18 protein-coding genes are annotated in these 18585 nt (G+C 75.0%); 8 read left to right on the top strand and 10 right to left on the bottom strand.

What is annotated here, in order from left to right; all coding sequences use genetic code 11:
• Positions 1 to 108: 108 nt before the first annotated feature.
• Together ACZ434_RS03505 and ACZ434_RS03510 are read right to left on the bottom strand one after the other, a co-directional pair.
• The gene (locus ACZ434_RS03505; RefSeq protein WP_468451309.1) at positions 109 to 402 is read right to left on the bottom strand and encodes a hypothetical protein; all 294 of its coding nucleotides are present in this window, start codon (positions 400 to 402) and stop codon (positions 109 to 111) included.
• 73 nt (positions 403 to 475) lie between these two features.
• The gene (locus tag ACZ434_RS03510) at positions 476 to 1258 is read right to left on the bottom strand and encodes a DUF2249 domain-containing protein (RefSeq protein WP_468451311.1); all 783 of its coding nucleotides are present in this window, start codon (positions 1256 to 1258) and stop codon (positions 476 to 478) included.
• Positions 1259 to 1332: 74 nt separating this feature from the next.
• On the opposite strand from ACZ434_RS03510, the gene ACZ434_RS03515 reads away from it, so the two are divergent.
• The 3 genes from ACZ434_RS03515 to ACZ434_RS03525 are packed head-to-tail and all read left to right on the top strand — an operon-like array spanning position 1333 to position 6061.
• A complete protein-coding gene (locus ACZ434_RS03515) occupies positions 1333 to 2199 on the top strand; it encodes a helix-turn-helix transcriptional regulator (protein ID WP_468451313.1) in 867 nt (288 codons plus the stop codon).
• Entirely contained in the window at positions 2196 to 3365 is a 1170-nt protein-coding gene (locus ACZ434_RS03520) for a hypothetical protein (protein ID WP_468451315.1), read from the top strand. The genes ACZ434_RS03515 and ACZ434_RS03520 overlap by 4 nt, the downstream gene beginning before the upstream one ends.
• On the top strand, positions 3362 to 6061 hold the full coding sequence (locus ACZ434_RS03525; RefSeq protein WP_468451317.1) for a multicopper oxidase domain-containing protein: 2700 nt from the start codon (positions 3362 to 3364) through the stop codon (positions 6059 to 6061). Before ACZ434_RS03520 ends, ACZ434_RS03525 begins: the two co-directional genes overlap by 4 nt.
• Positions 6062 to 6141: 80 nt before the next feature.
• On the opposite strand, the gene ACZ434_RS03530 is transcribed toward ACZ434_RS03525, so the two are convergent.
• From ACZ434_RS03530 to ACZ434_RS03540, 3 genes are all read right to left on the bottom strand, one after another.
• Positions 6142 to 6978, bottom strand: coding sequence for a hypothetical protein (locus tag ACZ434_RS03530; RefSeq protein WP_468451319.1), 837 nt, complete (start codon positions 6976 to 6978; stop codon positions 6142 to 6144).
• A 158-nt stretch (positions 6979 to 7136) separates the two neighbouring features.
• The gene (locus tag ACZ434_RS03535) at positions 7137 to 8117 is read right to left on the bottom strand and encodes an N-acetylmuramoyl-L-alanine amidase (RefSeq protein ID WP_468451321.1); all 981 of its coding nucleotides are present in this window, start codon (positions 8115 to 8117) and stop codon (positions 7137 to 7139) included.
• Positions 8118 to 8135: 18 nt separating this feature from the next.
• On the bottom strand, positions 8136 to 8786 hold the full coding sequence (locus ACZ434_RS03540) for a class I SAM-dependent methyltransferase (protein WP_468451323.1): 651 nt from the start codon (positions 8784 to 8786) through the stop codon (positions 8136 to 8138).
• 192 nt (positions 8787 to 8978) lie between these two features.
• Here ACZ434_RS03540 and ACZ434_RS03545 point away from each other — a divergent pair, with 192 nt between their 5' ends.
• On the top strand, positions 8979 to 10409 hold the full coding sequence (locus tag ACZ434_RS03545; protein ID WP_468451325.1) for an MFS transporter: 1431 nt from the start codon (positions 8979 to 8981) through the stop codon (positions 10407 to 10409).
• 44 nt (positions 10410 to 10453) lie between these two features.
• Positions 10454 to 11311, top strand: a complete 858-nt coding sequence (locus ACZ434_RS03550) for a MaoC/PaaZ C-terminal domain-containing protein (protein WP_468451327.1) — start codon at positions 10454 to 10456, stop codon at positions 11309 to 11311.
• A gap of 78 nt (positions 11312 to 11389) precedes the next feature.
• On the opposite strand, the gene ACZ434_RS03555 is transcribed toward ACZ434_RS03550, so the two are convergent.
• Complete coding sequence (locus ACZ434_RS03555) at positions 11390 to 11557, bottom strand: hypothetical protein (RefSeq protein WP_468451329.1); 168 nt, start codon at positions 11555 to 11557, stop codon at positions 11390 to 11392.
• Positions 11558 to 11655: 98 nt separating this feature from the next.
• On the bottom strand, positions 11656 to 12903 hold the full coding sequence (locus ACZ434_RS03560; RefSeq protein WP_468451330.1) for a hypothetical protein: 1248 nt from the start codon (positions 12901 to 12903) through the stop codon (positions 11656 to 11658).
• A gap of 280 nt (positions 12904 to 13183) precedes the next feature.
• On the opposite strand from ACZ434_RS03560, the gene ACZ434_RS03565 reads away from it, so the two are divergent.
• Genes ACZ434_RS03565 through ACZ434_RS03575 form a run of 3 tightly spaced genes read left to right on the top strand, consistent with a single transcriptional unit; the run spans position 13184 to position 16328 of the window.
• Positions 13184 to 14044 carry a Nif3-like dinuclear metal center hexameric protein gene (locus ACZ434_RS03565; protein WP_468451332.1) on the top strand — a complete coding sequence of 287 codons (861 nt, stop codon included), beginning with the start codon at positions 13184 to 13186 and terminating at the stop codon, positions 14042 to 14044.
• Entirely contained in the window at positions 14041 to 14784 is a 744-nt protein-coding gene (locus tag ACZ434_RS03570) for a zinc ribbon domain-containing protein (RefSeq protein WP_468451801.1), read from the top strand. The genes ACZ434_RS03565 and ACZ434_RS03570 overlap by 4 nt, the downstream gene beginning before the upstream one ends.
• A gap of 11 nt (positions 14785 to 14795) precedes the next feature.
• On the top strand, positions 14796 to 16328 hold the full coding sequence (locus ACZ434_RS03575; RefSeq protein ID WP_468451334.1) for a bifunctional RNase H/acid phosphatase: 1533 nt from the start codon (positions 14796 to 14798) through the stop codon (positions 16326 to 16328).
• Here ACZ434_RS03575 and ACZ434_RS03580 read toward each other — a convergent pair.
• From ACZ434_RS03580 to ACZ434_RS03590, 3 genes are all read right to left on the bottom strand, one after another.
• Complete coding sequence (locus ACZ434_RS03580) at positions 16325 to 16972, bottom strand: bifunctional 4-hydroxy-2-oxoglutarate aldolase/2-dehydro-3-deoxy-phosphogluconate aldolase (protein ID WP_468451336.1); 648 nt, start codon at positions 16970 to 16972, stop codon at positions 16325 to 16327. The genes ACZ434_RS03575 and ACZ434_RS03580 overlap by 4 nt on opposite strands.
• An 87-nt stretch (positions 16973 to 17059) precedes the next feature.
• A complete protein-coding gene (yaaA, locus tag ACZ434_RS03585) occupies positions 17060 to 17842 on the bottom strand; it encodes a peroxide stress protein YaaA (RefSeq protein ID WP_468451338.1) in 783 nt (260 codons plus the stop codon).
• Positions 17843 to 17865: 23 nt separating this feature from the next.
• Entirely contained in the window at positions 17866 to 18522 is a 657-nt protein-coding gene (locus ACZ434_RS03590; protein WP_468451340.1) for a TetR/AcrR family transcriptional regulator, read from the bottom strand.
• Positions 18523 to 18585 lie beyond the last annotated feature (63 nt).

Below are 18585 nucleotides of genomic sequence, written 5' to 3' on the forward strand. Positions count from 1 at the left end.
CGGCGAGTCCGTACCCGGCGACGACCCGCGCCCACTCCTCGTCGAACGTGCTGTGTTCTCCCGGGGGGTGCCCCCGGACCCCCGGATCACGTGAGCGTGCTGCGGGGGTCAGTGGCGGCGGAGGCGGCCGGCGATGGTGTGGCCGATGAACAGGTAGACGACGGCGGCGAGTCCGTACCCGGCGACGACCCGCGCCCACTCCTCGTCGAACGTGAACAGATCACGTGACCAGGCGGCCAGCCAGTTGGCCGCGTCATGGACGAACTGGACCAGGTCGTTGGCCCGGTTGGCGTCCAGCAGGTACATCAGAATCCACAGTCCGAGGATGACGGCCATGATGTCCGCGATCACCGCGATGACCGTCCCCGCGGAGGTGGAACCAGAGCGATATCGAGGGGACATACCTTCCGACTGGCCCCGAACGTCCGGTTGAAACCCGGGACGTTCGGGGCCGTGGCGGAAGCCGGGCGTCGGCTCAGCCGTGGGTGAGCAGCAGCCGCCACGCCTCCGGGCCGCGCTCCTGGTACTCCACCGAGAAGACACCGGGGTGCCGGTCCTCGATCTGCCGCAGCAGCGGCAGCGGGTCGTGCGGGGCGACCAGCACCATGGCCCGCCCGGCCGGTACGGCACCGAGCGCACCGAACACCGTCGCGTGCCGCAGCGCGTGCGGGACCTCCCGGACGTCGAGTTCGGGCACGTCGGCGTCGTCCGAACCGCCGCAGCCGCAGGTGCCGCCGCAGCCGCCGCCCGACGGCTCGCCCCCGGCCTGCTCGCCGCCGCCGAGCAGTTCGTGCATACCGCCCAGCAGGTCGGCCAGGGAGATGTCGGGGGCGCCGGCGAGCAGCGGCAGGACGAGGTCGTTCTCCTTGGCCAGGTGCTCCTCGAACAGCACCTGGAGCGCCCGCCCGTCGGCCGCCGCCCGTACGGCGGGACCGGCCTCGCGCAGCGCGTCGACCAGGGCGACGAGCCTGCGGTGCTCGGCGAGCATGCCGTCGACGAGGAGACGGGCCTCGGGCAGGTCGCGGGCGGCGGCGTACAGGGTGCTCTCCTCGGCGACCGCGTGCGGGAGCAGGTCCCGGTCGCAGAAGGCGACCAGTCCCGTGCGGACCTCGTCCGCCTCGGCCGGATCGCGGTCCGCCGCGGCGACCAGCATCGCCACCCGTCCGCCCAGCTCACCGGCGAGCTGGGCGTGATGCGCCTCGACGGCTTCGACGGCCGCCGCGTCCTTGGGGTCCGATGCGAGGGTCAGAGTGCTCATCAGGGGGCCGTTCCTTCCAGCCGTCGACGACCCGTCCGAATGGACCGGGCCGGTACCTGCAATATAGTACGGACATGACCGTGGAAAATAACGGCCCGCTCCCCGGCAGCGGAGCACACCGCGACCCGCTGTCCCGGCAGCGGCGCGGTGTCCTGCAGTACCTGCGCGGCCAGTCCGGTCCCGTCACCGCCACCGCCCTCGCCCAGGTGTGCGCGCTGCACGTCAGCACCGTCCGCGAGCACCTGGACGCCCTGGTGGACGACGGCCTGGCGAACCGTGAACGGTCCGCCCCCGCCGGCCGCGGCCGGCCCGCCTGGCGTTACCGGGCCCGCCCGCCGCAGGAGTCCCCGGCCCGGCAGTACGCGGGGCTCGCCGCCGTACTGGCCGCGCGGATCGCCCGTACCAGCGACGATCCGCGCGGGGACGCCCTCGCCGCGGGCGAGGACTGGGGGCGGGTCCTGACGGACGGGCAGGAACCGTCGGCGGATCCGCGGGAGGCACGCGAACGCGTGCTGAACCTCCTCGGGGAGATCGGCTTCGCCCCGGAGGCCGACGCGGAGGCGCGCCGGGCGCGGCTGCCGCGCTGCCCCTTCGTCGAGACGGCCCGCGAACACCCCGGCGTCATCTGCGGCGTCCACGAAGGACTGGCCCGGGCCGCCCTCGCCGCCCTGAGCCCGACCCCCCAGCAGGTCGAACTCCTCCCCTTCGCCGAACCCCACGCCTGCCGCCTCCACCTGGACACGAGCACGACCCCGGCCGACACGGCCGCCGGCCCGGGCGCGGGCGGGGCCGCCGGGCCCGCCGGTGCTCCGGGGGCCGATGCCGCATCCGGGTCGGGTGCGGCCGCCGGGCCCGCCTCCGGTCCCGCGCCGGACGGGAGTTCCCCGCCGCCCGCCACCCGTGCGCGTCGGGGCGGTGCCGGGTCCGGGGAGGCGCCGTGACCGCCGTCGCCCCGGCCGCCCGGCGCGCGGGCGCCCGCCGCGCACCCCTGCTGCTGGCCGCCGGCGCCTGCCTCCTCGCCGGGCTCGATGCCGCGCTGCTCCTGCTCGGGCTCCCCGCCCCGGTCACGAGTGACCGTCTGCCCCAAGTGCACGGTGTGCTGCTGGTGCTGGGGTTCGCCGGCACGCTGGTGGCGCTGGAACGCGCCGTCGCCCTCGGCAGCCGCTGGGCCTACCTCGCCCCCGCCGCGCTCGGCGCCGGGGGCCTGCTGCTGCTCGGCCCCGTGGACCCGGCCGTCCCGCGGCTGCTGCTCGTCGCCGGGACCGCCGTACTGACCGCGCTGTACGTACGGTTCTGGCGGCGGCAGCCCGGCGCCGCCCTGCTCGCCCAGGCCGCCGGCGCCGTGTCGGCACTCGGCGCGGCACTGCTGTGGCTGGGCGGACTCGACGTCCCGCGCCTGCTGCCCTGGCTGGTCGCCTTCCTCGTCCTGACCATCGCCGGCGAGCGCCTGGAACTCGCCCGCGTGGCCCTCCTCGCGCCCCGCGCCGAGCCGGCCTTCCTGGCCTGCGTCGCCGCCGTCGGCGCCGGCGTCGTCACCACCCTGATGTGGCCGGCCACCGGCACCCTGCTGCTCGGCGCGGCCCTGCTCGCGCTGGTCGCCTGGCTCGTCGTGCACGACGTCGCCCGCCGGCTGCTGCGCTCCACCGGACTGCCCCGCTTCTCCGCCGCCTGCCTGCTCGCCGGCTACGCGTGGCTGGGCCTCGCCGGAGCCCTGTGGCTGCTGGGCGGTCCGGTCGCCGAGGGCAGCCGCTACGACGCCGTCGTGCACGCCGTGTTCCTCGGCTTCGTGATGTCGATGATCATGGCGCACGCCCCGGTGATCCTCCCCGCCGTGCTGCGCCGCCCGCTGCCCTACCACCCCGGGCTCGCCGTGGCGGCCTGGCTGCTGCACGGCTCCCTCGCCCTGCGCGTGGTGGTCGGCGACCTCCGGGGGATCCGCGGGGCCTGGCAGCTCGGCGGGGCGCTCAACATCGCCGCGGTCCTGCTGTTCCTCCTGACGGCGGCGGCCGCGTCGGTGACCGCCACCCGGCGCGCGGCCGTCGCCGCCCCGCCCACGCCCCCCGCCGATCCCGCCCCCGTGCCCGCCGACCCGAGGAACGACCGGTGACCACGCAACTGTCCGCACCCCCGGCGAACGGCCCGGCCCCGAAGCCGCCCGGACGCTCACCCCGCGCCCTGTGGCATCTCGGCGTGAACGCCGTCGTCGTGGCCTGGCTCGCCCTGTTCGCCGTCGTCGGCAGCGCCCACCACTTCCTGCCGCACGCCTACTGGCTGCTCGTCCACACCCTGCTGCTCGGGGCGGTCACCAACGCCGTCGTCATCTGGTCGGGGCACTTCGCCGCGTCCGTACTGCGGCTGCCGGAGGCGAACCGGGGCGCCCCCGCCGCGCTGCGGCTGGTCTGCCTGAACGCCGGAGCCGTCGCCGTCATCGGCGGCATTTTCACCGACCGGTGGCCCGTCGTGCTCGTCGGCGGAATCCTGGTCGCCGCCGCCGTCACCGCCCACGCCGTGTGGCTGGTCCGGCTGCTGCGCCGGGCGCTGCCCGGCCGGTTCTCCATGACCGTGCGGTACTACATAGCCGCCGCCGCCCTGCTGCCCGTGGGCGCCGCGCTGGGCGTCGTCATGGCGCGCGGCGATCTCGGCGGTGATCTGCCGGAACGGATGCTGCTCGCCCACGAGATGATCAATCTGCTCGGCTGGGTCGGTCTCACGGTCGCCGGGACCCTGATCACCCTGTGGCCGACGATGCTGCGCACCCGGGTGGTGGACGGAGCGGAACGGGCCGGGCGCCGGGCACTTCCCGTGCTGCTCGCCGGGCTCGGCGCGGCCGTCGCCGCCGCGCTGCTCGCACCCCCGCCGCTGGCCGCCCCCGGTGTGGCCGTCTACACCGCCGGGCTGGTGATCGCGGGCATCCCCTGGGTGCGCGAGGCCCGCGCCAGGGTCCCGCACTCCTTCGCCGCATGGTCGGTGGCCGCGGGCAGCCTCTGGCTCGCCGGGTCCCTGCTGGTCCTGGCCGGCATCCTCCTCTCCACGACCTCCTGGGTCACGGTGGGGGAGCGCACGTCGATGCTCACCGCGCCGCTCGCCGCCGGCTGGATCGCCCAGGTACTGCTCGGCGCCCTCAGCTTCCTCGTCCCCGTGGTCCTCGGCGGCGGCCCCACGGCCGTACGGGCGGCCACCGCCGGACTCGAACGGGCCTGGCCCGCCCGCCTGACCATCACCAACACCGCGCTGCTGCTCTGTGTCCTCCCGGTGCCGTCCACGGTCCGGGTGGTCTGCTCGGTGCTGCTGCTGGTGATGCTGCTGTACTTCCTCGTCCTGCTGGTCGGCACGGTCGTACGGGGCCTGCGCGACCGCCGGAACGCGACGCCCGTACCGGCGCCCGCCCAGGTACCCGACCAGGCACCGGCGGCCCCGTACCGCGTGCTCGGGGGCGTGGCCCTCGGACTCGCCGTGGTGATGCTGGCCGTCGCGGGCGGCGGCGCGGCGGACGTGCGGTCGCTGCCGATCCTGGAACGCTCCGCCGCGACGAGCGCGGACGGCGGGGAGGTGACACCCACCGGCCGCACGACGACGGTTCAGGTGACGGTCCGCGGCATGCGGTTCTCCCCGGCCTCCGTCGACGTGCCCGCCGGCGACCGGCTGGTGATCGAGCTGCACAACACCGGCACCGACACCCACGACCTGGTCCTGGAGAGCGGCGCCCGCACCGACCGGATCACCCCGGGCGAGCGGGCCACGCTGGACGCGGGCGTCGTCGGCCGGAACCTCGACGGCTGGTGCTCGGTGGTCGGGCACCGGCAGATGGGCATGGTCTTCGGGGTACGGGTCACCGGACGCCCCGCACCCTCCGAGGACCCCGGCACCGCGCACGACCACACCGCGACGGAATCCGAAGGCACGAGCACGTCCGCCGCCGACGCCTTCGACCCGATGGCCGAACCCGCCGCCGGCTTCACCGCCCGGGACGCCCAACTGCCCCCCGCCGGCGAGGAGTCCGGGCCCACCGTGCACCGGCGCACCCTCACCGTGAAGGAGGCGGAGGCCGAAGTCGCCCCCGGCGTACGCCAGACGCTGTGGACCTTCGGCGGAACGGCCCCCGGGCCCGTCCTGCGCGGCCGGGTCGGCGACACCTTCGAGATCACCCTCGTCAACGACGGGACCATCGGCCACTCCGTCGACTTCCACGCCGGAGCGCTCGCCCCGGACCGGCCGATGCGCACCATCCAGCCCGGCGAGTCGCTGACGTACCGCTTCGAGGCCACCCGCAGCGGGGTGTGGATGTACCACTGCTCGACCATGCCGATGTCCCTGCACATCGCCAACGGCATGTTCGGCGCCGTCGTCATCGACCCGCCCGAACTGCCGCGCGTCGACCGTGAGTACCTGCTGGTCCAGTCGGAGTTCTACCTCGGCGAACAGAACGGCACCGCCGACCCCGCCAAGGTGAACGCCAAGGAGCCCGACATGGTCGCCTTCAACGGGTACGCCAACCAGTACGACCACGACCCGCTCACCGCGAGGACCGGCGAGCGCGTACGGATCTGGGTGCTGACGGCCGGACCGAACGTGCCGAGCGCCTTCCACGTCGTGGGCGGCCAGTTCGACACGGTGTTCCGTGAGGGCGCGTACGACCTGAAGCCGGGGAACGCGGAGCACGGTGGCGCGCAGGTCCTCGATCTCGCGCCCGCGTCGGGCGGGTTCGTCGAACTGACCCTGCCCGAGGCCGGCACCTACCCGTTCGTCACGCACATCATGAGCGACGCCGAACGCGGCGCGCACGGCGTTCTGCGCGTGCGCTGACCGGGCACGCGCGGGGGCGACGCACGGCGACGGCCCCCCGCCCGCGGGGGCGAGGGGCCGTGACGAGGAGGGGCCGGGGATCAGCCGCGCTGGATGCCCGAGGTGTCCTGCAGCACGCCGCGACGGCCGTCCTGCGTCTGCGCGACGAGCGCCTGACCGCGCTGCTCGACCGCCAGGTACCAGGTGCCGGGCGCGAGTTCGGCGATCGGAGTCGGCGAGCCGTCCTCCGGGAACAGCGGCCGGGCCACCGGCACGGCGAACCAGAACGGCGAGAAGTCGGCGGCGGGCGCCGGAGCGGCGGGCTGGCCCTGCTGCGGCTGGCCCGGGAAGGGCTGCTGCCCCGGCTGACCGGGCTGGCTCTGCTGCGGCTGACCGCCGAAGGACGCCTGCTGGGCGCCCGGGTAGCCGTAACCGCCGGGCGGCTGGGCGCCGTAGGGCTGAGGGGCGGCCGGACGGGCCGCCGGGACGAGGGCACCCTTGAGGGCCGGCACCAGCGGGGTGGCGACCGCTGCGGCGGCCATGACGAGCGTGGCGACGAGGGCCAGGATCAGACCGACACCCGCGTCGGGGCCGTCGCCCCCGCCGCCGAAGTTGTCGGCGCCGCCGGCCACGTCGAAGATGTTGCCGAGCGCGCTCCACGCCGCGAACACCGTGAACGCGATGCCGAACTGGGCCAGGTCGAGCCCCGCGACCTTCGGCGGCTGCGGCAGGCCGCGGGCGACCACGATCAGCGTGGCGCCGATGAGACCCGCCAGCACGACACCGAGCACCACCGGCCCGCTCGACCACAGGCTCGGCATGTCCAGGCTGTCGGGCGCGCCATCGACGGAGTACAGATCGAGGAACGACGCGATGAACAGCAATACCGCTGCTCCGATCACCACGCCGTCGCCTCGAGTGAGGGAGCGGATATTCACTTCAGGTCCTTCGTAGGTCGTCTCGTCGTCGGAAGAGGCGTCGCTGTCACCATGTCGCCCGAAGGTTCCGGTGCGAAGCGCGGGGGTGGCCCCTCATCGTACGGAGGACACTATCGTCCGCGGGATCCGCCTGTCCGCCCGGAGCACCGCGCGAATCCCTACCCGCGCAGGAAACTCACGATTCCGTCGGAAATCCCTCGCGCCGCCTTCTGCCGCCAGTCACCGCTGGTCAGCAGCGCCGCGTCCTTGCCGTCACGCATGTTGCCGCACTCGATGAACACCTTCGGAACCGTTGACAGATTGAGACCGCCCAGGTCCTTACGCGTGACGAGTCCGGTACCGCCGCCGGTGTAGTTGGAGGGCGCGCTGCCGGTGGCGCGCACGAAGTTGCCCGCGATGCGCTCACCGAGGTCGCGCGAAGGCTCCACGATGGCGCGGGTGTCGGCGGCACCGGCGTCGACGGCACCCGGCAGGATGACGTGGAAGCCGCGGTTCCCGGCGCCGGAGCCGTCCGCGTGGAGGGAGACGACGGCGTCGGCCTTCGCGTCGTTGCCGATCCGGGCCCGTTCGTCCACGCACGGCCCGAACGGCCGGTCGTCGTCCTGCGTCAGCTTCACCGTGGCACCCTGCTCCTCGAGGAGCGCGCGCATCCGGTGCGCGAGGTCGAGCGTGAACTCGGCTTCGGCGTACCCGTCGTTGGTGGCGGTGCCGGTGGTGTCACAGGCCTTGCGGTTCGTGCCGATGTCCACCTGGCGGTTGATCTCGGTGGTGTGCCGGAAGTTGCCCGGGTTGTGCCCCGGGTCGATGACGACGACCTTGCCCTTGAGCGGACCCGTCCCGGCGGGGGCGGAGGCGGAGGCGGAGGGGGACGTCGTGGTGGCGGGGGCGCCGGGCTTCCGGTCCCCGGCGGACGGCGACGCGCTCCCGTCGGAGGGCGACGGCGTCCGCGACGCGGCGGACCCGGAAGCGGAGGGCGAGGCGCTCGCCGACGCCCCGTCGTCCCCCGGCCCGCCCACGGCCGCGTACACCGCCCACCCGAGCAGCCCCCCGGACACGAGCGCGGCGAGCGCCACGGTCAGGGCGCGCCGCCGGGACCGCCGGGGCGGGGAAGGTTCGAGACCGGGACCTGTGTACGACACGCAGCCACCCTAACGGTGTCAGACGCCCGCTCCCGTACGGCGCAGTACGCGCAGCGAACCGGTGGCCGACACCTCCGTGAACGCTCCGGAGGCGAGCGCGCGGAGGTGGACGCGGTAGGGGGCCTGCCCGGTGAACTCGTCGGCCGGGTCGGGGAACACGTCGTGGATGACGAGGAGACCGCCCTCGGCGACATGCGGGGCCCAGCCCTCGTAGTCGGCGGTGGCGTGTTCGTCGGTGTGGCCGCCGTCGACGAAGACCAGGGCGAGCGGGGACGCCCACAGCGCCGCGATCTGCGGGGAGCGGCCGACCAGGGCGACCACGTGGTCCTCCAGGCCCGCCCGGCGCAGGGTGCGGCGGAAGGCGGGGAGGGTGTCCATCACGCCCAGTTCGGGGTCGACGGTCTGCGGATCGTGGTACTCCCAGCCGGGCTGCTGCTCCTCGCTGCCGCGGTGGTGGTCCACGGTGAGCGCGGTGACACCGGCCGCGCGGGCCGCGTCGGCGAGCAGGATCGTGGAGCGGCCGCAGTAGGTGCCGATCTCCAGGAGCGGCAGCCCCAGCCGCCCGGCCTCGGCCGCCGCCGCGTACAGGGCCAGGCCCTCGTCCACGGGCATGAAGCCCTTCGCCGCCTCGAACGCGGCCAGGATCCCGGGCCCGGGTGCCATCGACATGGGGCTTGCCTCTCCCGAGGTCGTACGTGTGTCCACGCGCCCATGCTGCCGTACCTCCCGCGCGGGCGGGACGACAGGGGGTGGGAGGCCCGCTCCCCGTCGGCCCGGGAACGCGGCGCGGTCGCCTACGCCGGGCGACCGAGGCCGCGTCGGCCGAAATGCCGATGCGGGGGACGCGCGCCCGTTGAGAGCATGGCCGGCATGCTCGAAGCCACCGACACCACCCGCATGCCCGGACGCACCGCACCCCCCATGTGGCTGGTGGTGGCCCTCGCCTGCGCCGGCCAGTTCCTCGTCGTGCTCGACATCTCGGTGGTGAACGTCGCCCTGCCGTCGATGCGCAGCGCCCTCGCGCTCGACGAGCGGGGACTGCAGTGGGTGGTCAACGCGTACGCCATCGCCTTCGCCGGTTTCATGCTGCTCGGCGGACGCGCCGGTGACCTCTACGGGCGCAAACGCATGTTCCTCGTCGGCCTCGGCCTGTTCACCCTGGCCTCGCTCGCCGGCGGGCTCGCCCAGGAGGGCTGGCAGCTGCTGCTGGCGCGGGCCGTGCAGGGGCTGGGGGCGGCCGTGCTGGCGCCCTCCACTCTGACCATCGTCACCTCGGCGGTGCCCGAGGGCGCGGCCCGTGCCCGCGCCATCGCGACCTGGACGGCCGTCGGGGCGGGCGGCGGCGCGGCCGGCGGCTTCGTCGGCGGGGTACTGGTGGACACGCTGTCGTGGCGGTGGGTGCTGCTGATCAACGTGCCGATCGGCGCGGTGGTGCTGGCCGGGGCCGCCCGGTGGCTGACGGAGAGCCGGGCCGGGGACGGGCGCCGGCTCGACCTGCCCGGCGCGGTCCTGGTGACGGCCGGCCTCGCCACCCTCGCCTTCGGCATCTCACAGACCGAGGCCGAGGGCTGGACGGCGGGCGCCACCCTCGTGCCGCTGTGCGCGGGGCTCGCCCTGATCGCGCTCTTCCTCCTCGTCGAGGCCCGGGCCAAGGCCCCGCTGATGCCGCTCGGGCTGCTGCGGCTGCGGTCGGTGGCGTCGGCGAACGCGGCGATGTTCCTGAGCGGCTCGGCGATGTTCTGCATGTGGTTCTTCATGACCCTGTACGCGCAGAACGTGCTCGGCTACACCCCCCTGGAGGCCGGCCTCGCCCTGGTGCCCAGCTCGCTCGCCGTCGTCCTCGGCTCCAAACTCGCGCCCCGCCTGATGCGCACGGCGGGAGCGCGCACGGTGGCGGTGCTCGGCACGCTGATCGCGCTGGCCGGGTTCGGCTGGCAGGCGACGATGACCGCGGACGGGGCCTACCTGACCGCGATCATGTTCCCCGGCATCCTGATGATGCTGGGCGCGGGCCTCGCGGGCACCCCGCTCGCCGCACTCGCCACGTCCGGCGCGGCACCGCAGGAGGCCGGCCTGGTCTCCGGCCTGGTCAACACCTCCCGCACGATGGGCGGCTCCCTGGGCCTCGCCGTCATGTCGACCCTCGCGGCGGCGCACACGGCGGGCGTCCGCACCCCGGAAGCCCTCACGGCGGGCTACGCGCTGGTGTTCGGCGTGGGGACGGGGGTCCTGGCGGTCGGCGCCCTGGTGATGTGGTGCTGGCTGCCTGGACGGAAGGCGGCGGCACACTGATGATCAGGAGCAGGTGATCCGGCGAACCGGCGATCAGGAGACCCATGCCCATCGACGCAGCCCGGGCGCTCGCCGCCCCGCCCCGCACCACCCGGATCTCCTGGACCGCCGACGACGTCCTGCTCTACCACCTCGGCATCGGCGCGGGCCGCCCCGCCACCGACCCCGGCGAGCTGCGCTACACCCTGGAGTCCCGGCTGCACGTGCTGCCCAGCTTCGCCACCGTCGCGGGCGGCGGACCGCCGGGTGTGATCGGCGCCCTGTCCATGCCCGGCGTCGACGTCGACCTCGCCCGCGTCCTGCACGGCGGCCAGTCGCTCACCGTGCACCGCCCGCTGCCGCCCGAGGGCACCGCCACCACCACCGACAGGATCACCGCCGTCCACGACAAGGGCGAGGCGGCCCTCCTCGTGCTGCGCACCGAGGCGGCCGACGGCGAGGGCCCGCTGTGGACCTGCGACGCGCGGGTCCACGTACGCGGCGAAGGCGGCTGGGGCGGCGACCGCGGCCCGTCCGGCCGGGGCGAGCCGCCCACGGGCCCGCCGGACCGGACCCTCGACCTGGCCGTCCGGGAGGACCAGGCCCTGCTCTACCGCCTGACCGGCGACCGCAACCCGCTGCACGCCGACCCCGACTTCGCGGCGCTCGCCGGGTTCGAACGGCCCGTCCTGCACGGGCTGTGCACCTACGGCATGACCCTCAAGGCGGTCGTCGACACCCTGCTCGGCGGTGACGTCACCCGCGTCCGCTCCTGCACCACCCGGTTCGCCGGGGTCGCCTACCCGGGGGAGACGCTGCGGGTCCGGATGTGGCGCGGGGACGGCGAGGTGTCCGTCACCGTGAGCGCGGCCGGCCGGTCGGAGGCCCCCGTGCTCACGGACACCACCGTCACCCACTCCTGAACGGGCGGACGGCGAACGGCCCCGCCCGTCGACGTGCGACGGGCGGGGCCGTTTCGGACCGTACTGCCTGACCTCTCGTCAGGCGGCCGACTCCGCGTGCTCGTTCTCCGGTGCCGGCCTGCGGTGCCGGCCGCGCGGGGACACGTCGGCCTCCTGCGTGGAGACCGGCCCCCGGTGCCTGCCGTGCCCGGCAGTGGCCTGCCCGTCCTCGGCGGTCCGCGCCTGGTTCGTGCTGACGTCGTTCATCGGTAGGAATTCACCCCGTAGACATGATCTTTCCTGCAAACCGGGCGAGTGTAACCGGCCGACCACGCCCCGAATCCAGGCGGCCACGCCAACCGGCACTACTTCGTTACAAGCCGTCCCAAAGGCGCCTGTTGCAGCGGAACGGGGCGTGGAGCGGAGAGCGTTTCGCAGACGCCGTACGCCACGGGAGCGGCGGCGCAGGGCAGTTCACCGGGTGGTGCCTGCGACTCACCCGCCTCCGCGGGGAGTTCACCCGGCGCCGGTGACGGGCCCGCCGCCGCGCGGACCTCCAGCCCCTCCGGCTGCCGCTGCTGCCCCGGCATCCGCAGCACCGCGACACCGCACGGCACCGCCCGGGTCGCGTACGGCAGTCGCAGCGCCCCGTCCGCCGTCCACAGCCCGGAACCCGCCAACCACCCCGCCGGAGCCGGGAAATGGCGCACCTTGCGCTCCGCCGGCCGCCACACCCCGAGCCAGCTCCCGGCCGCGCCGTCGACGCGCAGCGCCACCGCGCAGCCCTCCGGGGCCAGCATCTGGCCCGGCTGGATCGCGAACGGTGTCACCGTGCAGTCCGGCAGCAGCAGGCACTGCGGGAAACGCACCGGCAGGGTGCTGCCCAGCACCCCCCAGCCCAGCCGGTCCCGCCCCGGGGAGGGCGCGTCCGAGCGGATCAGCAGCAGCCCGCTGTCCGGGTCGGCGAGCAGTACCCGGTCGTCGCTGCCGTCGGTGATCTGCAGCAGCGGGGACATCTCGCCGCCGCGCCCCAGGTCCACCACGACCGCCTTGGTGCACCCGCCCGTCTCCCGGTCCAGGGCCAGCATCCGCCCCGCCCGGTCCAGCCACACCCCGCCCGAGCAGCGGCCGGGGACCTCCGCGACCCGCTCGGGCCCGTGCGCGCCGCCCGCCACCAGCCACACCGCCGTCGTGTGCCGGCCCACGGCGACCGCGTACGCCCGCTGCCCGCCCGGCGCGGGCGGCAGCAGCCGCAGCCGGGTGTCCTCCTCCGGGCGGTCGACCGTGCCCAGCGGCAGCTCGCCGGTGCCGGTGCCGGCCGGGTACAGCAGGGAGAAGGCGTGCCGTCCGTCCGCCGGCCGGTGGATGAGGACCCGCCCGTCACCGAGCGGCTGCACCTCGGTGCCGGGCTCCTCCGGCCGGTTTCCGGGCAGGGGGACGGCGTAGGGCTCGGGGCCGTCCAGGGTCCAGCGCTCCGGGAAGAAGGAGTCGCCGGCGGGGACGAGGCGTGCGCCGTAGGCCCCGTCCGCGGTGATGGTGCAGCCCGCCCGCCCGGCTCCGTCCTCGTGTCCCGCCTGGTGTTCCGCCACAGGTTCGATGGCACAGACCGTCATCGTTCGGTCACCTCCGGTGACGAACGGTAGTTTTCGCCCGCACGGACGGTGGACGGGTGGGCCCCCGCTTCACACATACGGGTGCTCCAGGAACGATTCGCCCGAGGTGAGGGGGAAGCTGTGCTCCACCGCGGCGCGGGGATCACTTCCCGGTGGCGCCGCGGGGACCCCTCGCGGTGGCCACCGCGACCGACGACCGGGCGGCCGGGACGGCGGGCGGGCGCCCGCGGGGGAGCGGAGCCGGTTCGGGTGCGCGGGCCAGGCAGGTAGCCTTGCAGGCGTGCCCCGTCTGTCAGAAGTCATCGCCGCGCTGGAGAACCTGTGGCCCGCCGAGCGGGCCGAGTCCTGGGACGCGGTCGGCACCGTCGTGGGCGAGCCCGGCCAGGAGGTCACGCGCGTCCTGTTCGCCGTCGACCCGGTCCAGGAGATCGTCGACGAGGCGGTGGCGCTCGGCGCCGACCTGCTCGTCACCCACCACCCGCTCTATCTGCGCGGGACGACCACGGTCGCGGCGTCCACCTTCAAGGGCCGCGTGGTGCACACCCTCATCAAGAACGACATCGCGCTGCACGTCGCCCACACCAACGCCGACACCGCCGACCCGGGTGTCTCCGACGCCCTCGCCGGCGCCCTGGACCTGAGGGTCGTACGGCCCCTCGTGCCGGACCCGTCCGACCCGGACGGCCGTCGGGGTCTGGGCCGCGTGTGCGAGCTCGACCACCCGCTGACCGTCCGCGAACTCGCCGCCCGCGCCGCCGAACGGCTGCCCGCCACCGCGCAGGGCATCCGCGTCGCCGGCGACCCCGACGCCCCCGTGCGCACGGTCGCCGTCAGCGGCGGCTCCGGCGACAGCCTCTTCGACCACGTCCGGGCCGCCGGAGTGGACGCCTTCCTCACCGCGGACCTGCGCCACCACCCCGTGTCCGAGGCCCGCGCCGCCCACAGCCCCCTCGCGCTGCTCGACGCGGCGCACTGGGCCACCGAGTGGCCCTGGTGCGAGCTGGCCGCCGCCCAGCTCGACGAAATCTCCGACCGCCATGGATGGGGCCTGCGCGTCCACGTCTCGAAGACGGTCACCGACCCCTGGACCGCCCACGCGGCGTCCACCGCCACCACCGACACCTCTGGAGCCCCCAACTGAACGCCGAGCCCGCCGACCAGATCCGACTCCTCGACGTCCAGGACCTCGACGTCCGTCTCCAGCAGCTCGCCCACAAGCGCAGGACCCTTCCCGAGCACGCCGAGATCGAGTCGCTGAACCGGGACCTCGCCCAGCTGCGCGACCTGCTCGTCGCCGCGCAGACCGAGGAGAGCGACTGCGCCCGCGAGCAGACCAAGGCCGAGCAGGACGTGGACCAGGTGCGCCAGCGCGCCGCCCGCGACCAGAAGCGCCTCGACTCCGGCGCCGTCTCCTCGCCCAAGGACCTGGAGAACCTCCAGCGCGAGATCGCCTCCCTCGCCAAGCGGCAGGGCGACCTCGAGGACGTCGTCCTGGAGGTCATGGAGCGCCGGGAGTCCGCGCAGGAGCGGGTCACCGAACTGACCGAGCGGGTCGGCTCCGTGCAGGGCAAGACCGACGACGCGACCGCGCGCCGGGACGCGGCCCTCGAGGAGATCGACGGCGAGGTGGCCTCCGTGACGAAGGAGCGCGAGGTCATCTCGGGCGCCGTGCCCGCCCCGCTGCTGAGCCTGTACGACAAGCTGCGCGAGCAGCAGGGCGGTATCGGCGCGGCGAAGCTGTACGCCCGTACCTGCCAGGGGTGCCGTCAGGAGCTGGCCATCACCGAGCTGAACGAGGTCCGCTCGGCCGCCCCCGACACGGTGGTGCGCTGCGAGAACTGCCGCCGCATCCTGGTGCGTACGTCGGAGTCGGGGCTGTAGGGGTCCGGGCCGTGCGGGAGTTCATCGTCGAGGCGGACGGCGGGTCGCGGGGCAACCCGGGACCGGCCGGCTACGGGGCCGTGGTGAGCGACGCGGCGACGGGGGAGACCCTGGTGGAGGCGGCCGAGTACATCGGTGTCGCCACCAACAACGTCGCCGAGTACCGGGGCCTGCTGGCCGGGCTCACCGCCGCCCGTGAACTGGACCCGGGGGCGCGGGTCCACGTCCGGATGGACTCCAAGCTGGTCATCGAGCAGATGACCGGCCGCTGGAAGATCAAGCACCCGGCGATGAAGCCGCTCGCGGCGGAGGCGGTACGCGCCTTCCCGCCGGAGCGGGTGACGTACGAGTGGATCCCCCGCGAGCGCAACAAGCACGCCGACCGCCTGGCCAACGAGGCGATGGACGCGGGCAAGCGCGGCGAGCAGTGGTCACCCGAGACGTCCCGCGCGGCACTGGACACGCCGACGGCGCGTCCGGCGACGCCCGAGCCCTCCGGCCCGCCCGGAGACGCGAAGGCGGGCGCGGCCCGGGCCCGCGCGGCCCTGGCCTCCGCGGCAGACGCCTCACGCCGCTCCGCCGAGCCCGTCGCGGAACCCGCGACCGACGACGCCACCACCGAGACCCCGGCCGCCGACCGCACCGTACCCGGGCCGGAGCCCCGGGACGCGACCGCGGCGCCCGGGACCGGTACCGGCGGCCCCGCGCGGGCCGGGTCCGGGAGCGGGAGTGGCCAGGAGGTGTCCGGGGCCGAGGGTGCTGGCGTGGACCGGGCGGGTGCCGGTGCGGCCCGGGCCGGCGTTGGTGTTGAGGTGCCGGCCGGGCGCCCGCCCGGAGGCCGGGGTGACAAGGTTGACGCCGACCGCCGGGCCGCGCAGGCCGTCGCCACCCCGGTCTCCGGGTGGGCGCCCGCCGACATGGGCGCGCCGGCCACCTTCGTGCTGCTGCGGCACGGGGAGACCCCGCTGACTCCGCAGAAGCGCTTCTCGGGCAGTGGCGGCAGCGACCCGTCCCTCTCCGGCCCTGGACGGGAACAGGCGGAGAAGGTCGCCGAGTTCCTCGCCCGGCGCGGCACCGTCCAGGCGGTCGTCGCCTCACCCCTCGCCCGTACCCGCGAGACCGCCGCCATCGTCGCCGCCCGCCTCGGTCTCGAGGTGAGCGTGGAGGACGGGCTGCGCGAGACGGACTTCGGTGCCTGGGAGGGCCTCACCTTCGGCGAGGTCGGCGAGCGTCACCCCGACGACCTGAAGGCCTGGCTGTCCTCCCCGGACGCCGAACCCACCGGCGGCGGCGAGAGCTTCGCGGCGACCGCCGCCCGGGTCGCCGAGGCCCGCGACAGGCTGATCACCGCGTACGCGGGGCGCACGGTCCTGCTCGTCACCCACGTGACACCCATCAAGACGTTCATACGGCTCGCCCTGGGCGCCCCGCCCGAAGCCCTGTTCCGCATGGAACTGTCCGCCGCCTCACTCTCCGCCGTGGCCTACTACGCCGACGGCAACGCCAGCGTCCGCCTGTTCAACGACACCTCGCACCTGCGCTAGACCCCCTCGGCCCGCAGTCCCGCCGCCTGCCGCGCCAGCCCTTCGATCCGCGTCCAGTCCCGGGCGGTCACCGCGTCCGCCGGGAGCATCCAACTTCCGCCCACGCACCCTACGTTGGGCAGCGCGAGGTACTCCGGCGCGGAGTCGGGGCCGATGCCGCCGGTCGGGCAGAAGCGGGCCTGGGGGAGCGGCCCGGCGAGCGACTTCAGATACGCCGTCCCGCCCGCCGCCCGCGCCGGGAAGAACTTCATCTCCGGTACCCCCCGCTCAAGGAGCGCCATCACTTCGGAAGCCGTGGACACCCCCGGCAGGAACGGCACCCCGGACGCCCGCATCGCTTCCAGCAGTACGTCCGTCCACCCCGGGCTGACCAGGAACCGCGCCCCCGCCGTCACCGCCTGGCCCACCTGATCCGGTGCGATCACCGTCCCAGCCCCGACCACGGCCTGAGGCACCTCACCGGCGATCGCCCGGATCGCGTCGAGCGCGGCGGGCGTCCGCAACGTCACCTCGATCGCGGACAGCCCCCCGGCCACCAGCGCACGCGCCAGCGGTACGGCGTCGGCGGCGTCGTCGATGACGACGACGGGCAGGACGGGCGCGAGATCCAGCACGGAGCCGGACGAGGGCAGGGGAGAGCTCATACCGTCATCCTGCCGCCCCCGCCGCACCCCGCGCAAAGCCCGTTGCGCAGAGCGCAATGCACCCCGCCCCCAACCCCTGCGGCCGGCTCAGTGCACCTCGTCCACCAGCACGTCGAGCGCCCACGCCGTCCCCGCCCGGGCCGGCGCCGCCGCCTCCACCTCGTACCCGAGGTCCCGCAGCGCCGTCACCAGCTCGGCGGGGTCCCCCGGCGCCGCCCCGGACGTCAGCAGGCTCCGTACGATCCGGCCCTTGGTCGCCTTGTTGAAGTGGCTGACCACCTTCCGCGTCGGCGCGTGCAGCACCCGCACGGTCGCCGTCCGCGCCGCCACCTCGCCCTTCGGCTTCCACGCCGCCGCGTACGCCGCCGACCGCAGGTCGAGGACCAGCCCGCTGCCCGCGGCCTCGGGCAGCACCTCGGCCATCGGCGTACGCCAGTGCCCGCCCAGCGCCCCGAGCCCCGGCAGCTTCACGCCCATCGAGCAGCGGTAGGAGGGGATCCGGTCGGTGACCCGGACCGCGCCCCACAGGCCGGAGAAGACCAGCAGCGACCTCGCCGCCCGCCGCTTCGCCGCCGTGTCGAGGGACGCCAGGTCCAGGGCGTCGTACAGCACCCCGGTGTAGATCTCCCCGGCCGGCCGGGCGCCGGCGGTCCGCAGCCCGGCGTTCTTCGCGACCTCGCCCCGCAGCCCCTCACTCAGCCCGAGCACCTCGCGCGCCTTGTCCTCGTCGCCCGCGCACAGGTCCACCAGCTCGGTCAGCACCGCTTCCCGCGCGGCGGCCAGCCCGGGCAGCGACAGCGACTCGGACTTCAGCGGGGCACCGCGGCCGGAAGCGGCCTTGCCCTCGGACGGCGGCAGCAGGACAAGCACACGTACTCCTTCGGTCGAACCCGTCAGTCAGGGTACGGCCTGGTCAGCGTGGACAGCTCGGCGCCGTAGAGGAGGGAGGAGTCGAAGCCCATGCCCGTGAAGTGGCCCGCCAGCTCCAGGGAGAGCACACCGTGCAGGCGGGTCCAGAAGGTCAGCGCGCGGCGCAGGGCGGCAGGGTCCGCGGGGTGGTCGCCGGCCCACTGCCGGTGCCCGGCGAGATGCTCGTCGAGTCCGCCGTCCCCCGCCGGGCCCTCGACCCCCCGGGCCCCGTCGAGCAGGGCCGTCATGATCTCGCGCGCGATGCCGGTGACGTCCTCGGGGGCGTGGTAGCCGGGGACGGGCGTGCCGAACACGAGGAAGTAGCGCTGGGGGTCGTCCAGCGCCCACGCGCGCATGACGTGCCCCAGCCCCTCCAGGTCCGCCCCGGACGCGGCGGCGGCGCGGAAGGCGTCGGCGAGGCCGCGGTAGGCGTCCCGGATCAGCTCGGTGATCAGTTCGTCACGGCCGGAGAAGTACCGGTACAGCGCGGGCCCGCTCAGGCCCATCTGCTTGGCGATGGCGTTCAGCGACAGCCCCGGCGCCCCCGAGGTGGCGATCTGCTCCCAGGCACGCTCCTTGATCTCCGCGCGCACCTGGCTCCGGTACCGCTCGCGGGGCGTCCGCCCCTCCTTGCCCGCCACGTACCGTGCCCCTTCCTCCGCCGCCCGTCCCTCGCCCGTCGGCTGCCCGGGCCGTCCGGTGAG

The sequence above is a fragment of the Streptomyces sp. NPDC030893 genome (assembly GCF_055571535.1).

Excerpts from the sequence above, each read along its gene's own strand:
- ACZ434_RS03505 (WP_468451309.1), bottom strand. The coding sequence starts at position 402 with ATGTCCCCTCGATATCGCTCTGGTTCCACCTCCGCGGGGACGGTCATC.
- ACZ434_RS03510 (WP_468451311.1), bottom strand. The coding sequence starts at position 1,258 with ATGAGCACTCTGACCCTCGCATCGGACCCCAAGGACGCGGCGGCCGTC.
- ACZ434_RS03515 (WP_468451313.1), top strand. The coding sequence starts at position 1,333 with ATGACCGTGGAAAATAACGGCCCGCTCCCCGGCAGCGGAGCACACCGC.
- ACZ434_RS03540 (WP_468451323.1), bottom strand. The coding sequence starts at position 8,786 with ATGTCGATGGCACCCGGGCCCGGGATCCTGGCCGCGTTCGAGGCGGCG.
- ACZ434_RS03545 (WP_468451325.1), top strand. The coding sequence starts at position 8,979 with ATGGCCGGCATGCTCGAAGCCACCGACACCACCCGCATGCCCGGACGC.
- ACZ434_RS03550 (WP_468451327.1), top strand. The coding sequence starts at position 10,454 with ATGCCCATCGACGCAGCCCGGGCGCTCGCCGCCCCGCCCCGCACCACC.
- ACZ434_RS03555 (WP_468451329.1), bottom strand. The coding sequence starts at position 11,557 with ATGAACGACGTCAGCACGAACCAGGCGCGGACCGCCGAGGACGGGCAG.
- ACZ434_RS03560 (WP_468451330.1), bottom strand. The coding sequence starts at position 12,903 with ATGACGGTCTGTGCCATCGAACCTGTGGCGGAACACCAGGCGGGACAC.
- ACZ434_RS03580 (WP_468451336.1), bottom strand. The coding sequence starts at position 16,972 with ATGAGCTCTCCCCTGCCCTCGTCCGGCTCCGTGCTGGATCTCGCGCCC.